The following is a 15,528-nucleotide window of genomic DNA, read 5'->3' as shown; positions in this document are numbered from 1 at the left end:
GGCAGGTTGTCCGGTTCGAAGTATAGGCCTGCATCCAGACAAGGGATAATTGCGACTCATCAACGTACTGGTTTCAACTCATGCAATACGCGTTTCCGCTGCTGGCGATTTTTATCTGGGCCGGCAATACCGTGATCAACAAACTGGCGGTCGGGGCGATTTTCCCCGCCGAGATCGGTTTCTATCGCTGGCTGCTCGCCGGCTTGCTGTTCACCCCGTTCATGCTCAAAGCGGTGATCGCGCACTGGCCGCAGATTCGTCCGAACCTGGGCAAGATTTTTGTCCTCGGTGTGCTGGGTATGGCGGTCTATCAGAGCCTCGCTTACTTCGCGGCGACCCTGACCACCGCGACCAACATGGGCATCATTTTGTCGCTGATGCCTTTGATGTCGCTGGCCATGGCAATCATCAGCCTCGGTCAACGTCTGACCGCCGGTGCGCTGGTCGGCGCGGTGCTGTCGTTTGCTGGCGTGCTGGTGGTGGTGTCGTCGGGCAGCCTTGGCGCGTTGCTGCAACACGGCCTGAACATGGGCGATGCGATGATGTTGATCGCGACGCTGGCTTACGCGATTTACAGCACGCTGCTGAAGAAATGGCAGCTGCGCTTACCGCCGCTGGTGTTGCTGTATTTGCAGGTGCTGGTGGCGATTGTCGTGTTGTTTCCGCTGTATGTCGCTTCGCCGAAAACCGGTTTGACCCTGCAGAACACTCCGCTGGTGTTGTATGCGTGCCTGCTGGCGTCGATGGTTGCACCGTTGGCATGGATGCAGGCGGTGCAACGCCTGGGGCCGAGCCGGACGACATTGTTCTTTAATTTGCTGCCGCTGATTACTGCGCTGATTGCGGCGGTGGTGTTGAAGGAGCAGTTGGCGATGTATCACTTGGTGGGCGGGTTGCTGACGTTGGGTGGGGTGATACTTTCTGAGCGTTGGACCACCGTGCTAGGCCGCCAGCCCCGCATTGCCTGATGCCTATACCTTTGTGGCGAGGGGATTTATCCCCGATGGGTCGCGTAGCGGCCCCAAAAAAACGGGGGCCGCTGCGCAGCCCATCGGGGATAAATCCCCTCGCTACAAAAGCGATTTAAAGGCCAGCAGCTTTTAGGCGTGCCGCGTGCTCAACAAACAACCGCACCGGATCCGCGCCCTTGCCCACCAGCCCCAGCGACTGGTTAACAATGTCGAAATGATCCAGCGGATAATCATCGCCAATCACCGTCCCGAGGTGCGAGCTGTACCGCCCGACCATCCCGTCGCACTGCCCCGGCTCGCGCACAAAGGTTTTCGCGAACAAGCGACAACTGCGATTGGTCCCGTCAAACAGATTGCCGCCGCGATCGGTCTTGCCCGGCTGCAACGTTCCCGACCATGAGTAATAACGCACGCCGTTAACCTCCTCCGGCCCATGCCCGCCCCAGGTTTGCGGCAAGCCCTGTGGATAACGCTGGTTGAACAGCGCCACGCCCGCCGTGGTCAGCGAATGGTGCGAAGCATGGACATCCACCGGAAATCCCGGCCCGCGATAACCGGTCTCCAGCACCGCCATCAGCCACCCGAAAAGCCGTAGCAACGCCTCAAGCAGACGCCCCTTGGCGCTGTCCGCCGGGTAATGTTTTTCCAGATAATCCGCCAGCTCCGAGCCATGATTGGGCCCCGCCACCGACGTGACCGACGCCACCAGATCCGGGCGTTTCGCCGCGGCATAGCGCGCCGTCAACGAGCCCTGACTGTGGCCGAACAGGTTGACCTTCTGCGCGCCGGTCTCGCGCAGAATCTCATCGATACGCGCGAGCAGTTGCTCGCCCCGCACCTCAGTCGAATTGAGCGGTGACACCTGAACCGCAAACACCGTCGCACCACCACGGCGCAAGGCTTTGACGATTCCGTACCAATACGGATAGAGCACTAAACGTACAAACCCGAGCATGCCCGGAACCAGCACCAGCGGATAACGCGTGGACATGGGCAAACATCCTTGTGGTCGGTGAGTGGATGCAAGGCCTGCAAAACGCCCGCCAAGCATCCTCCCTGATGATGACAACTCATCGACCAGCCTACTTCAGGCCCACCACCCCCGCCACAATCAGCCCCACCGACAGCAGTTTGACCAGCGTCAGGCTCTCGCCGAGCAAGGCAAAACCGAGGAACACCGTGCCCAGCGAGCCGATGGCCGTCCAGATCGGATAAGCAATACTCACCGGCAACTCGCGCATCGCCAAAGTCAGAAAGTAAATCCCGCCGATCGCCGCGATCACCGTGATCAGCGACGGCCACAGCCGGGTGAAACCTTCGGCGTACTTCATGCCCATGGCGAAGGTGACTTCAAAACCGGCAGCGATCAGCAGGAACACCCAGGCCACCTAGAACTCCCGGGCAAGGTCGAGCAACCGCTGCTCGGCCTCGGCCACCGACACCGCGAAGGTGCGTTCGGCGGATTCTTCACCTTCGGCGGCGACCACGCTGACATCGTTGATGCCGATGAAACCCAGCGCCGTGCGCAGCCATGGATCGGCGTGGTTCAGCGCTTCCAGTTCGCCACCGGGGCCGAAGCCGAATCCGCCGCGACTGGTGACGATCAAGGCTTTCTTGCCCTGTAACAGCGGCGTGTATTGGGCGACGCCGTTGTCCAGCGTGTGATCGAAGGTCAGGCCCAGCCGCACGATCTGATCGACCCAGGCCTTGAGCCCGCTGGGCACGTTGAAGTTGTACATCGGCGTGGAAATCAGCAGCAGATCATGATCGAACAATTCGCCGACCAGTTGATCGCTGAGCGCCAGATCGGCCTGCATCGACAGAGGCCGGTTGTTGGGCTCGGGGTAAAACGCTGCGGCGACGAACGCTTCGTTGACTGCCGGAATCAATGCCCGCCCGACTTCACGGCGAGTGACTTGAGCCTGCGGATGGCGCACCTGCCAGGCGCTGAGAAAACTTTCCGCCAGACGGCGCGAAGTGGAACGATCACCACGTGGACTGGCATGCAGCACAAGAATCTTGCTCATCTGTACATTCTCCGGACTAGAATCAAACGGCTTGTGGCTTGCAGCTTGAAGCTCGCCATGACGTCTAAACAAATGAGCAAAAATCAGTCGGAATGAATTGATTTCATCCGTGGAGTTTTCAATGTTCGCCTCGCTGCCGCTGACCGCCCTGCGCGCTTTCGAATCTGCTTCACGTTTGTTGAGCTTTAAAGCGGCCGCCGAAGAGTTGTCGGTGACGCCGACGGCGATTTCCCATCAGATTCGTGCGCTGGAGGATTGGCTCGGGCTTGCTCTGTTCGAACGCCTGCCGCGCCAGGTACGCCTGACCGAGGGTGGCGAGCGATTGTTTCGCAGCCTGCACGGGGCGCTGCTGGAAGTGGCGCAAAGCGTCGACACCCTGCGCCCGCAACGCAGCGTCAGCAGCCTGACGCTGTCGACCACCGCAGCCTTCGCGGCGTTATGGCTGGTGCCGCGTCTCGGGCGTTTTTATGCGCAGCATCCGAACATCAACGTGCGCCTCGATACCCACTGCGAGGTCATCGATTTGCATCAGGACGCCAGCGTCGATCTGGTGCTGCGCTACAGCCTCGACGACTATCCGAACCTGTATGGCTTGTGCCTGTTCGATGAATCCTTCGGCGTCTACGGCTCACCGGAGCAAGTGGCACTGGCCGCGCGGCGCACGCCAACATTGATCAGCGTGCATTGGCATAACTCCAAGCTTTACGCCCATGGCTGGCAAGCGTGGTGCGCAAAGGCCGGCGAAAACTGGCTCAAGCAGTCGCCGGCGAACCGCGAGTACGACGAAGAACATTACGCCCTGCAAGCGGCGATTGCCGGGCAAGGCCTGGTGCTGGCGAGCAATATTCTGGTCTCGGAAAGTGTCGCCAGTGGTCTGCTGGTGCCTTACAAAGCCGACGTTGTGGTGGATGGCGCCGGGTATAGCGCGTTGTGTGTGCCGGGCCGCGAACGACATCCGCCGGTGCGCGCATTTTTTGCATGGTTGCGCGAGGAGGCGGCGTTGTCGGGGCTGACGCCGAGGACAGCGCAAATTGCATAAAACTTTTTGCTTCGCTCATGACTCACAACTTGGGTAGCGACCACGGCCGCAGAACGTGGCGCCCATCGGATTAGCCTCCTGGAGATCGAAATGAGCGACGACCTGCATCTGTCAGATGTTCAAACACTGCGCGAACGTGCGCGCCAACACGTCGAGAACGGTGCTGTAACTGAAGGCTACAGCGCTGACCGTGAGGAGGTGCTGCGCTTGCTCAACGAATCGCTGGCCACCGAACTGGTCTGCGTGTTGCGCTACAAGCGCCACTATTTCATGGCCAACGGCGTCAAAGCCCATGTGGCCGCCGAAGAATTTCTTGAGCACGCCACCCAGGAAGCCGAGCACGCCGACCGTCTGGCCGAGCGCATCGTGCAATTGGGCGGCGAGCCTGAGTTCAATCCCGACCTGCTGTCGAAAATGTCCCACGCGCAATACGTGGCCGGGAACACCCTGAAAGAGATGGTTTACGAGGATCTGGTCGCTGAGCGGATCGCTATCGACAGCTACCGCGAGATCATTCAGTACATCGGCGAAAAAGACCCGACCACACGGCGCATCTTCGAAGACATCCTCGCGCAGGAAGAAGAGCACGCCGATGACATGGCTGACATCCTGAACGACCTCTAAATCCGATAAATCGCCTTCGCGAGCAGGCTCGCTCCCACATTTGAAATGCATTCCAATGTAGGAGCGAGCCTGCTCGCAAAGAGGCCGCAACAAAAGCACAAAGATCGCAGCCTTCGGCAGCTCCTACATGAGAATGCATTAACTGATCGTTCCCACGCTCCGCGTGGGAATGCAGCCCGGCACGCTCTGCGTGCCTTTTTAATGCCGAACGCGGAGCGTCCGTAGAGGCGTTCCCACGCAGAGCGTGGGAACGATCGGTGTAGGAGCTGCCGAAGGCTGCGATCTTTTGCTTTTACCCGATTATTTGGTGGGTTTAACCGTTACCGGGGCTTTCCCTTCCTTCATCTGCTCCAACAACGGCGCGCACTGATTCGGCTCGCCACCACTCGGCGCCACCAACGCCAGCAACCCCGCCGCCGGTGCCGCAATCACGCCTAATGCCACCATCCCCGCACCGCGCAACAGCAACGGCACTGGTTTAACCCCGGCGTCCGGCTTGATGAACTTGCCGCGCACGTACAGCGGCGAACGCAGGGAAATCAAACGCCAGCCCTTCGATTCCGGCGTCACCGTCAGATCCAGTTGCTCGGTGGCCATGTTCGCCGTGCCATCGATATAAATGATCGCGTTCTCGGTATCGAAGACAAACAGCTGCGTGGTCGCCAGGCCGGTTTTGATATCGAAATCCGCCGCCGCGCAGTTGATCTTCACTTCCTTGTCGCCAAAGATTTTGCCGACCACGTAGTTACCGACGTTAAGCCCGGCCAGCTCCATCAATTCACGGCTGATCGCGCCGTCGTTGATCAACATCTTCAACTTGCCATTGGCGCCGCCCAGCAATTTCGCCACCGAGTTGCCGCGACCGCTGATATCGGCGTCGCCATTCAGCTCACCGAAACTGGTCTTCATCGGTTCAAAGGTCGGGAACAACTCTTTGAGCTTGAAGCGGCGCGCGGTGAGTTTGGCCTGGCCTTCCATCGGTTCGGTGCGGCCATTGAGACGGATTTGTGCATCGAGATTGCCGCCAGCGACGCCGAAGCGCAGCGGCTGCAAGCTCAGTTCGCCGTCGTTGAGCACCAGATGCGTATAGAGGTCATTGAACGGCAGCTTCTCGCTGTGGACGATGCGCTTGCCGGTGAACTCGACGTCGGCATCCATCGCGCGCCAGCGGTCGGTCTTGAACTCCTCGACCGGCAGCACTTTATCCGCCGGTTGCTTGCTGTCGCCGCCACGGGCCTTTTGCTTGTCATTCGAATCGGCGCCGATCAGCGGCGCAAGGTCGGCGAATAGCAGTTGATTGGAAACCAGCGCACCGCTGAGTTTTGGTCGCGGCTGGGTAGCGGCGTAAGTCAGGTCGCCATGAATATCGCTGTTGCCGATCTTGCCGTTGAATTTTTCGTAGGTGAATTTCGCGCCGGCAGCGTCATGCAGTTTGGCAATCAAATGACCGTCGGTGGAATACGGTGGCGTATCGGGCAACGTAACGCCGGTCAGCGGATAGAGATTGCCGAGGCTGTCGCCGGCCAGCTTCAGGCGCAGGTCAAGAGCGCCGAGATTCATCGGGTCGGTCAGGGTGCCGGCCAGTTCGATGCGGGTGTCGCCGATCTTCGCCTGGGCTTGCAGCGGAAACGGTTTGCTCGCGTCCTGCAAGGCCAGCAATCCGCCGATCTTGCCTTGGCCGGTAAGGTTCTGGCCGTGGTATTGGCCTTTGACCTTGAGCGCAAACGCGTAGTCCTGCGGCGCGCCGCCCTTGTCCTGCGCGGTTTTCGCCACTTTGTCACCAACGATGTCGCTGTACGGAATCGGCTTGCCCAGCGGATCGATCAGCACATCGAGATTGGTTTTCAGGGTCTGGTCATCGAGGGTGACGTGACCCTTGTCGAAACCGATCGCGCCGATGTCGACCACCCAGCTCGACGGTTCAGCATTCGGATCCTTGGGATCAAACTTGAACACCCAGTTGGCGCGGCCATCCGCCAGTCGTTGCAGATCGGCGTTGGGCTCGGTCAGGTCGATACGCGGAATCACCACGCGTTGCGCCAGCAGCGCCAGTGGCGAGATGCGCAGTTCGACGCGTTTGAGGGTGACCATCTGCGGTTTCTTCGACCAGTCCGGATTGCCCAGGCTCAAATCCTCGGCAACCACATGCGGCCACGGCACCCAGGCGCGCCAGCCGCCTTCATCCGGCTCGCGCTGCCAGATCACCGCGAGGTTGCCATTGATGGCAAACGGTCGGTGCAGTTCTTCCGAGACTTTGGCGTTGAGCGGCGGTTTGATCCGGTTCCAGTCGAAGAACACGATGATCAATACCAGCACGGCCAGTAGCAGCACGAGGGTGGCGAAGATCCAGCTGAAGATTTTTCCAGTGCGCGTCATGCACAAAACTCCTGATCACGACCCCTCACCCAAAACACGGTGAAAGGCTGAAACGGCGGGCCAAAGCGGCCCCTATGAAAACTGTGACTGGCAAAAGGCCCGCAGGTTTAACCGAAAAGCCGATTAAGACGGAAAAACCCGGGTGAATTCTGACCGATCAGTCGAACAGCGTTACCGCGACCCGCACTTTTGCGAGGCGCGAGTGGGTCGAAAATACCCACCTCGGTGCAAAACCGATGCTCTGAAAGGCCCGATCTAGAGCCTCCCGCCAGAACAATCAATTCTGTTGATTATTACCATTGCGTTTATGAACTTTTATATCGACTTATCGAGAGTAGCATTGCCCTCGTACCCACTTTATCGCCCTCCCAAGGAGCAACCCATCATGAAACGCCAATTACTGCTTAGCCTTACCCTCTCGATGCTGGCCAGCACTGCTTTCGCACTGCCTGCCGCCGAACAAGCCACGCCACAAGTAAAAACCAGCTACTCGGTGTTCAGCCAGACCGTTGCTGCCGACGGCTCCGACCACACCAAAGGCACCCTCGCTGAAGACGGCTACGACAAAACTCCACAGGGTCAAGCTGTAGCAGAAGGCGGCCGTGATCGCCTGGAAGAAAAAGGTCTGGTCGAAGATGGCTACGACAAAACCCCTCAAGGTCAGGCTGTCGCCGAAAACGGTCGCAACCGCCTCGAAGAAAAAGGCCTGGTTGAAGACGGCTACGACAAAACCCCACAAGGCCAGGCTGTTGCCGAAGGTGGTGGTGATCGTGTGATCGAACGCAACAGCGCTGTGAGCTGAGCCCATGGTGGCCCAGAAAAAAAGCCCAATCGACGGATTGGGCTTTTGACTTTTCAGGCCCCGGTAAAACATCCCGCAAAAATCCCCGCTGCACCGTCCTGCCGTTCGACGCCGATAAAGCCGATTTGCTAGAGTGCGGCGCTTGTCCCGCCGAAGAACACACCCTGCGATGCTGCCCCGCGCCGAACAGAAGCAACAGACCCGCAACGCCCTGATGGACGCTGCCCGCCACCTGATGGAAAGCGGCCGAGGATTCGGCAGCCTGAGCCTGCGCGAAGTGACCAAAACCGCCGGGATCGTGCCCACCGGTTTCTACCGGCATTTTGCCGATATGGACGAACTGGGTTTAGTGCTGGTCAGCGAAGTCGGTCAGACCTTCCGCGAAACCATCCGCCTGGTGCGCCACAACGAATTCGTCATGGGCGGCATTATCGATGCCTCGGTGCGGATCTTTCTCGATGTGGTCAGCGCTAATCGCTCACAATTTCTGTTTCTTGCCCGCGAGCAATACGGTGGTTCGCTGCCGGTGCGTCAGGCGATTGGTCGGTTGCGCGAGAACATCAGCTCCGACCTTGCATCGGATCTGACGATGATGCCCAAGCTCCAGCATCTCGATGCCGATGGCCTGAGTGTGATGGCTGATCTGATCGTCAAATCGGTGTTCGCCACCCTCCCCGACATCATCGACCCGCCCGCTGAAGCACTGCCGGAGCATCTGACGCCACAGGCGAAGATCACTCAGCAGCTGCGTTTTATCTTTATCGGCCTGAAGCATTGGCAGGGCCTGGGCAGTACCGAGTAATTCCCCCTTCTCTCAAAAACATAAATCCCCTGTAGGAGTGAGCCTGCTCGCGATAGCGGTTGATCAGTCAAATATATGTTGAATGACACACCGTCATCGCGAGCAGGCTCACTCCTACAGGGGTGCAGCATCATGGCCTCCATTTGGTGCATGTAAAAACCTTCATGCACCAAAACCTTCCAAATCCCCGCAACATCTTGAAACATCCACTACGCTCCGACAGGGATTTCCTACATCTCGTCCGATTGGCAAGCCCCTTGCTCTAGAGCAACCATTGTCCATAGCTGGAAGTTTCCCGATGCTGGTGATTCACCGCAGAATCGACCCTCAACCCGTCTGGGCCGCCGAGTTGCACCTGACCTTCGAAGCGCGGAGCAAAAGCCGTCTGCGCTGTTTCAGTGCTGAAGGTGAAGACGTCGGGTTGTTTTTGGAGCGTGGCCAACCGCCGCTGTATGACGGCGAATGCCTACAGGCTGAAGACGGCCGCATCGTCCGCGTCTGCGCCCGCCCCGAGCAGTTGCTGCACGTCACCTGCGCCAACGCCTTCGAACTGACCCGCGCCGCTTATCACCTCGGTAACCGCCATGTCGCCCTGCAGGTCGGTGACGGCTGGCTGCGTCTGCTCGACGATTACGTACTCAAGGCGATGCTCGAACAATTGGGCGCGCAGGTTTCAGCCATCGAAGCACCGTTCCAGCCGGAACATGGTGCTTATGGCGGCGGCCACCACCATTCACGACACGGCGACGAAGACTTCAACTACGCGCCGAAACTCCATCAGTTCGGCGTACGCCTGTGAATCCGGCCTGGGCGCTGCTGCGCCTGGCCAGTCCGCAGTTGCCGATTGGCGGCTACAGCTATTCGCAAGGTCTGGAAATGGCGGTGGATAACGGCCGGGTGAAAAACCCGGACGACGCCCGCCGCTGGATCAGCGATCAGTTGCTGCTGAACCTGTCGCGCTTCGAAGCCCCGCTGCTGCTTGCGCACTGCCAGGCGGCGGCGGATGAAAACTGGAGCGCGTTGCTGATCCTCTGCGAAAGCCACCGCGCCAGCCGCGAGACTCGCGAGTTGCATCTGGAGAGCCGGCAGATGGGCTACTCGTTGCAGCAACTGCTCAACGGTTTGCCGGAGCTCGACGCGCCTGCCCGTGATTTTCTCGATCAATGCACTGAACCGCATCTGGCCTTGTGCTGGGCGCTGGCTGCACGCGCCTGGGGCATCGCCCCGCAAGACGCCCTCGCCGCGTGGCTGTGGAGTTGGCTGGAAAACCAGCTCGCGGTGCTGATGAAAACCCTGCCGCTGGGCCAGCAAGCCGCCCAGCGCCTGACCAGCGAATTGCTGCCGTTACTGCAACAGGCACAGCAGGACGCGACCCGAATCAATCCCGAACACATCGGCAGCGCCGCGTTCGGCCTGTCCTTGGCGTGCATGGCCCACGAGCGCCAGTACAGCCGCCTCTTTCGCTCCTAGGAGAACATTCATGAACACACAACCTCTGCGCGTCGGCATCGGCGGCCCGGTCGGTTCCGGCAAAACCGCGTTGACCCTGGCCCTCTGCCTGGCCCTGCGCGAGCGCTACAACCTCGCCGTGGTCACCAACGATATCTACACCCGCGAAGATGCCGATTTCCTCGTGCGCAATGAAGCCCTCGCGCCGGAGCGGATCATCGGCGTGGAAACCGGCGGCTGCCCGCACACGGCGATTCGTGAAGACGCCTCGATCAACCTTGAAGCGGTCGATCAACTGAACCGGCGTTTTCCGGGGCTCGATCTGATTCTCGTCGAGTCGGGCGGCGATAACCTGTCGGCGACGTTCAGCCCGGAACTGTCCGACCTTACTATCTATGTGATCGACGTTTCCGCCGGCGACAAGCTGCCGCGCAAGGGCGGGCCGGGGATCTGCAAATCCGATCTGCTGGTGATCAACAAAATCGACCTGGCACCGCTGGTGGGCGCCTCGTTGGAAATGATGGACAGCGACACCAAACGCATGCGCAACGGCAAGCCGTTCGTCTTCAGCAACCAGAAAACCGGTCAGGGTCTGGAAGCCATCATCGCCTTCATCGAACGCCAGGGCCTGCTGACCGCAGCCTGATTTATTTATCAACAAGGAAGCTTATTCATGACACTTAAACGCATTCTCGGCGCCGTGGCACTGCTGCTGACCCCGGCGCTGGCCTTCGCCCACCCGGGCCACGGCGACAGTGGTTTGATCGCCGGCATCAGCCACCCGATTGGTGGCCTCGACCATTTGTTGGCAATGGTTGCCGTCGGTTTGTGGGCGGCGCAGCAACAAGGCGCGGCGCGTTGGGCGCTGCCGTGCACGTTTGTCGGCACCATGCTGATGGGCGGCCTGCTCGGGTTTGAAGGGCTGGAACTGCCGGCGCTGGAAAGCGGGATTGCTGCGTCGGTGCTGGCGCTGGGTCTGGCGGTGACATTGGCGGTGCGTCCGCCGTTGGTGATGGCGGTGGTGGCGACGGCGGTGTTTGCGTTGTTCCATGGTGTCGCGCATGGTTTGGAATTGCCGGACATGACTAGCCCGTGGGCGTATGCGGCGGGTTTTGTGGCAGCGACGGCTGCACTGCATGCGGCGGGTTATGCCGTAGTGCGTTTTCTGCCTCAAGCTGCTGCGCCGTTGGTTCGTCTTGCAGGCGCGGTTTCGGCAATCACCGGCGCCTGGCTGCTGGCCGGCTAAACGCCTGATCTCCTGTAGGAGCTGCCGCAGGCTGCGATCTTTTGACTTTATAAAGCCAGATCAAAAGATCGCAGCCTACGGCAGCTCCTACAGGGTCGTCACCCAACCGATGCTCTCTGCTACCATGTCGCGCAATCGCCCCAGCCCGTGACGACGTCCGCCCATGCCCCACGCTTCCCGCTCCACCTCCCTGCCTGAATTGACCGCCCTGTTCGGCGCTGTGCAACAGCACTTCGTCAACGTGATCGTGCCCCTCTGGCAAGGCCCGGGCTGGAACGCCGACATGGCGCTGCCGTACGAGGCGCTGGACGCCGCGCATCAACCCTTGCCACCGCAACGCTATCGAGCGATGGCCTGCGCGCGGCAGTTGTATCTGTTTTCCAGTCTGATCGGGGTTGTGGATAACGCAGAGGTTCGCGCGGCGGCGCTGTTCCGCTCCTTGCAACGGCACTTCCACGATGCCGACCACGGCGGCTGGTTCTACAGCATCGATGCGCAGGGCAAGCCGCTGGATCAGCGCAAGGATCTCTACACCCACGCCTTCATCCTTTTTGCCTGCGCGCACTACTGGGGCAAGTCCGGCGATCCGCTGGTCGAGTCGACGCTGAATGCCGCGCTGGAAATCATTGGTCGGCGCTTTGCCACCGGTGATGGCTTGTACGAGGCGTGCCTGAATCGCGACTGGATCACCCTCGAAACCGGCCCGCTGCAAAACCCGTTGATGCACCTGGCCGAAGCCTTCCTCGCCACGCTCGCCGTTCGCGAAGATGCCCAGACCCAAACCGCGTTGCTGGAGTTATGCACAGCCATGCACAAGCGCTTCGTCGATCCGCAATATGGCGTGTTGATGGAGAAACCGCTGGGGGCTGTGGATAACTGGTACGAGCCGGGGCATCAGTTCGAATGGTATTTCCTGCTCGAGTCGTCGCCGTTGCTGCGCGGCTCGAAACTGCACGCGGCGCTGGATCGCGCGTTTGCGTTTACTGAGCAGCATGGCGTGGAACAGCCGTCAGGCGCGGTGCGGGCGATGCTCGATCTGCGGCAGGATGGGCAGCCGAAGGATTCGACTCAACGAATCTGGGCGCAGGCGGAATATTTGCGCGCGCTGACGTTGCGTCAGGGCAGCGAGGCGGTGGTGTTGCGTCAGTTGCAGGCGTTGCAGCAGCGGTTTCTGCATGCCGGTGGCTGGCATGAGTGCCGGGATGAGTTGGGTGAGGTGAGTCGCAAGGACATGCCTTCGACTACGCCGTATCACCTTGCGACTTGCTACAGCGGCCTGGCCGAATATTTGCGCTGATCTCATGGCAAAACAGATTTACCGGGTGGAAGAGATCTACTGTGGCGAGGGGATTTATCCCCGATGGGGCGCGTAGCGGCCCTGAAAAAAGAGCGGGCTGCTGCGCAGCCCATCGGGGATAAATCCCCTCGCCACAATAAATCCCTTCTCTACAGTAAATCCCTTCTCTACCTAAATCCCCTGCACCACAAATCTGTTCTCAACAGCAATCAGGGTTACATCAGGCAATCCACTTCTTGTCGCCGGTAAAGCTGATAGTCAGCCAACGCGCCGCATCCGGCTTGCCCAGCTTCGCCGAAATCTCCTCGCGCAATGCATCCAATTGCCCGACATGGCTCAGCGCATAGTCCGCCGGCAACACCACATGAATCTCGATAAACCGCGCCCGTCCGTGCTTCTGCACGTACGACACGTAATCGTCGAAACCATGCTCAGCCTTCGCCTCTTCCATCACCTGACGCACCTGATCATCCAGCGTGTCCGGGGCGATGCCCAATACATCGCGTAACGCCGGCCCAAGAATCTTGAACGCCGGCGGCAACATGGTCAGCGCCAGCACGATCAGGATCAGCGGGTCGACATACACCGCCCACTGCCCATAACCCTGGGATTTGAGCAGCAGCGCCGCGAGGAAACTGATCAACAGGCCTACGGACAGCATCGCGTCCACCAGCCAGCTGATGTTGTCGAACTGGATCAGGGTCGATTTGAGCTTACGGTTACGGTGCCGGACGTAGAAGAAATAGGCGAACTCGACCACGGTAAACACCGCGGCGTAAATGATCACCAGCCCCAACTCGATCTCACGACCGCCGTTGATGATGCCAAACACACCGTTGAGAAACGCATAGATCGCGATCAACAGCAGGAAACTGCCTTCGATCAGCAGCACCATCGGCTCCAGATGCCAGAAACCGAACTGGAAGCGGTGATTGCTTTCCTTGGCGATCAACTTGGCGGTGATCAGCATCAGGACTTTGATGAAGGTGGCGATCAGTGAGAAAAAACCATCAAAAAGGATGGATTGCGAACCAGAAACAAAACCGGTGACGATCCCGGCGATCGCCACGGCGAACATCAGAATGGTCGATTGTTTGAGCAGCGACTGCTCACCTCGGTTACTCACTTTGACTCCTCGAAAAACCTGGAAAACCGCGGGGTGCGGTTGGGTTGTTGCGAGGGGAGTTTACCTTATCGGGATTTATTGCCTTTGACGGCCCCTTCGCGAGCAAGCTCGCTCCCACATGAGACCGCGATCAAATGTGGGAGCGAGCTTGCTCGCGAATGGCTTCAACGCGGTGTCAGGCCTTGTTCCGCTCAATCGCAAAGCCAGCCCAGGTCTGGCTCACCGGCATCAATTCCAGGCTGTTGATGTTGATGTGCGCCGGCGTATTCATCACCCAGAAAATCGTTTCGGCGATGTCCTGCGGCTGGATCGGCTCGGCACCGGCGTATGTCGCGTTGTAACGCTCCTGATCGCCGGCAAAACGCACCAGCGAGAACTCGCTCTCGCACAGACCCGGCTCGATGTTGCTGACGCGCACGCCGGTGCCCTGCAAGTCGCAACGCAGGTTCAACGAAAACTGCTTAACGAACGCCTTGGTCGCGCCGTAGATATGGCTGCCCGGGTACGGGTAGTTGCCAGCGATCGAACCGAGGTTGACGATGCCGGCGCCACGGCCATGGGCGATCAAACGCGGCAGCAGCAAACGCGTGGCGTACATCAGGCCTTTAACGTTGGTGTCGACCATGGTGTCCCAATCGTCCAGATCGCACTTCGGCGCAGGATCCACGCCCAGCGCCAGACCGGCGTTGTTGATCAGGCCACGCAGCTTGGCGAACGACGGCGGGAGATTGGCAATCGCCTCTTCCATCGCCTTGCGATCACGCACGTCGAGCACCAGACCGTGCACTTCGGTCTGCTTCGACAATTCGGCGCACAGTGCATTAAGGCGTTCTTCACGACGACCGGTCAGCACCAGTTTCCAGCCAGCCTCGGCAAAACGGCGGGCGCAGGCTTCACCAAAACCGGACGTCGCGCCGGTGATAAACAGGGTGTTGGACATCGTGTTCTCCTTGCTTCGGCCGCCGAGGCAGCCCTTGGAATAGAAAATCAGCCAGCAGCATGCCCGGCCCTGCACTCACGGGCAACACCCCACCCATGTGTAGGAGCTGACGAGTGCAACGAGGCTGCGATCTTTGGATCTTCAAAACCAGAATCAAAAGATCGCAGCCTTCGGTAGCTCCTACACGGACGGATTCAGCTCAAAAAATGATCAACCGTAGGAACGCCATACAGGGCGTGGCCTGTAGCCATGTGCGCGCATGTTATCCACAGTCCCTTCCACAGTTTCCGGGGGCAAGTGGATACGCGCAAAGCCGCGCCGCACAAGGCTTTGCGGGGGAAACAGAAAGTTTTTTGCTTGACCCTGAAGCGGCAGATGTGCGGGACATGGCATTTTGCACGACAAAGCGGTCGACACAGTGATTGCGCGAGGCCAGCAATTACGGTGCTTAGCGAGGTCTTTCCAGAGTTTAATCACAGACTTATCCACAGGCAGGCGCACTTCATATCGACTGCGATATCAGCCTTATAAAAAGGTTGACATTGGCGCCTCTCGCTCAGGCAAAAGCGTCTGATCAAAAAACAACCACACCTTTGCAAGCCACGGCTTACAAGGCCTGCAGCCAGATACACCCACGTTATTCACAGCCAGCTCCACAGCAAACGGGGACAAGTCAAAACTGTGGAAAAACAGCCATTTGCAGCGTCTTTATGTCGCGCTTTGGTAGCTTGCCGGATTTGTTTTCCACAATTTGACGGAGCAATCGTTTTCCCTGTAGGAGCTGCCGCAGGCTGCGATCTTTTGATGTTGTTTTTCAAGATCAAAAGAT

16 protein-coding genes are annotated in these 15,528 nt (G+C 59.3%); 10 read left to right on the top strand and 6 right to left on the bottom strand.

Annotation, left to right across the window (positions count from 1 at the left end; translation table 11 throughout):
* Positions 1-80: 80 nt before the first annotated feature.
* Positions 81-968 carry a DMT family transporter gene (locus tag AD669_RS02560; RefSeq protein WP_053116826.1) on the top strand — a complete coding sequence of 296 codons (888 nt, stop codon included), beginning with the start codon at positions 81-83 and terminating at the stop codon, positions 966-968.
* A gap of 115 nt (positions 969-1,083) precedes the next feature.
* Here the strand turns inward: AD669_RS02560 and AD669_RS02555 are convergent, their stop codons facing one another.
* From AD669_RS02555 to AD669_RS02545, 3 genes are all read right to left on the bottom strand, one after another.
* Positions 1,084-1,962 carry a triacylglycerol lipase gene (locus AD669_RS02555; protein WP_053116825.1) on the bottom strand — a complete coding sequence of 293 codons (879 nt, stop codon included), beginning with the start codon at positions 1,960-1,962 and terminating at the stop codon, positions 1,084-1,086.
* 91 nt (positions 1,963-2,053) lie between these two features.
* Positions 2,054-2,359, bottom strand: a complete 306-nt coding sequence (locus tag AD669_RS02550; RefSeq protein ID WP_053116824.1) for a multidrug efflux SMR transporter — start codon at positions 2,357-2,359, stop codon at positions 2,054-2,056.
* On the bottom strand, positions 2,360-2,998 hold the full coding sequence (locus tag AD669_RS02545; protein ID WP_053116823.1) for an FMN-dependent NADH-azoreductase: 639 nt from the start codon (positions 2,996-2,998) through the stop codon (positions 2,360-2,362).
* Positions 2,999-3,107: 109 nt separating this feature from the next.
* On the opposite strand from AD669_RS02545, the gene AD669_RS02540 reads away from it, so the two are divergent.
* Together AD669_RS02540 and AD669_RS02535 are read left to right on the top strand one after the other, a co-directional pair.
* Entirely contained in the window at positions 3,108-4,037 is a 930-nt protein-coding gene (locus tag AD669_RS02540) for a LysR substrate-binding domain-containing protein (protein WP_172680067.1), read from the top strand.
* Between the two features lie 90 nt (positions 4,038-4,127).
* Positions 4,128-4,661, top strand: a complete 534-nt coding sequence (locus tag AD669_RS02535; RefSeq protein ID WP_053116821.1) for a bacterioferritin — start codon at positions 4,128-4,130, stop codon at positions 4,659-4,661.
* Between the two features lie 300 nt (positions 4,662-4,961).
* On the opposite strand, the gene AD669_RS02530 is transcribed toward AD669_RS02535, so the two are convergent.
* Positions 4,962-7,037: an AsmA family protein gene (locus tag AD669_RS02530; RefSeq protein ID WP_053116820.1), complete on the bottom strand. Its 2,076-nt coding sequence runs from the start codon at positions 7,035-7,037 to the stop codon at positions 4,962-4,964.
* A 385-nt stretch (positions 7,038-7,422) separates the two neighbouring features.
* On the opposite strand from AD669_RS02530, the gene AD669_RS02525 reads away from it, so the two are divergent.
* The 7 genes from AD669_RS02525 (at position 7,423) to AD669_RS02495 (ending at position 12,633) form a co-directional block, all read left to right on the top strand.
* On the top strand, positions 7,423-7,839 hold the full coding sequence (locus tag AD669_RS02525) for a hypothetical protein (protein ID WP_053116819.1): 417 nt from the start codon (positions 7,423-7,425) through the stop codon (positions 7,837-7,839).
* Positions 7,840-8,008: 169 nt separating this feature from the next.
* Entirely contained in the window at positions 8,009-8,641 is a 633-nt protein-coding gene (locus AD669_RS02520) for a TetR family transcriptional regulator (protein WP_053116818.1), read from the top strand.
* A gap of 298 nt (positions 8,642-8,939) precedes the next feature.
* Complete coding sequence (ureE, locus tag AD669_RS02515; protein WP_053116817.1) at positions 8,940-9,440, top strand: urease accessory protein UreE; 501 nt, start codon at positions 8,940-8,942, stop codon at positions 9,438-9,440.
* A complete protein-coding gene (locus AD669_RS02510) occupies positions 9,437-10,111 on the top strand; it encodes an urease accessory protein UreF (RefSeq protein WP_053116816.1) in 675 nt (224 codons plus the stop codon). The genes ureE and AD669_RS02510 overlap by 4 nt, the downstream gene beginning before the upstream one ends.
* Before the next feature lie 10 nt (positions 10,112-10,121).
* Positions 10,122-10,736, top strand: a complete 615-nt coding sequence (gene ureG, locus AD669_RS02505) for an urease accessory protein UreG (protein WP_053116815.1) — start codon at positions 10,122-10,124, stop codon at positions 10,734-10,736.
* Between the two features lie 27 nt (positions 10,737-10,763).
* Positions 10,764-11,336: a HupE/UreJ family protein gene (locus tag AD669_RS02500; protein ID WP_053116814.1), complete on the top strand. Its 573-nt coding sequence runs from the start codon at positions 10,764-10,766 to the stop codon at positions 11,334-11,336.
* A 163-nt stretch (positions 11,337-11,499) separates the two neighbouring features.
* Complete coding sequence (locus tag AD669_RS02495) at positions 11,500-12,633, top strand: AGE family epimerase/isomerase (RefSeq protein WP_053116813.1); 1,134 nt, start codon at positions 11,500-11,502, stop codon at positions 12,631-12,633.
* A 220-nt stretch (positions 12,634-12,853) separates the two neighbouring features.
* Here AD669_RS02495 and AD669_RS02490 read toward each other — a convergent pair whose 3' ends face one another.
* Together AD669_RS02490 and AD669_RS02485 are read right to left on the bottom strand one after the other, a co-directional pair.
* Positions 12,854-13,759, bottom strand: a complete 906-nt coding sequence (locus tag AD669_RS02490) for a cation diffusion facilitator family transporter (protein ID WP_053116812.1) — start codon at positions 13,757-13,759, stop codon at positions 12,854-12,856.
* Between the two features lie 175 nt (positions 13,760-13,934).
* On the bottom strand, positions 13,935-14,699 hold the full coding sequence (locus tag AD669_RS02485; RefSeq protein ID WP_053116811.1) for an SDR family oxidoreductase: 765 nt from the start codon (positions 14,697-14,699) through the stop codon (positions 13,935-13,937).
* Between the last annotated feature and the right edge of the window lie 829 nt (positions 14,700-15,528).

This window comes from Pseudomonas sp. P1.31 (genome assembly GCF_001269815.1).
GTDB lineage: Bacteria > Pseudomonadota > Gammaproteobacteria > Pseudomonadales > Pseudomonadaceae > Aquipseudomonas > Aquipseudomonas rustica.
This window is presented reverse-complemented; position numbering and strand designations above follow the sequence as displayed.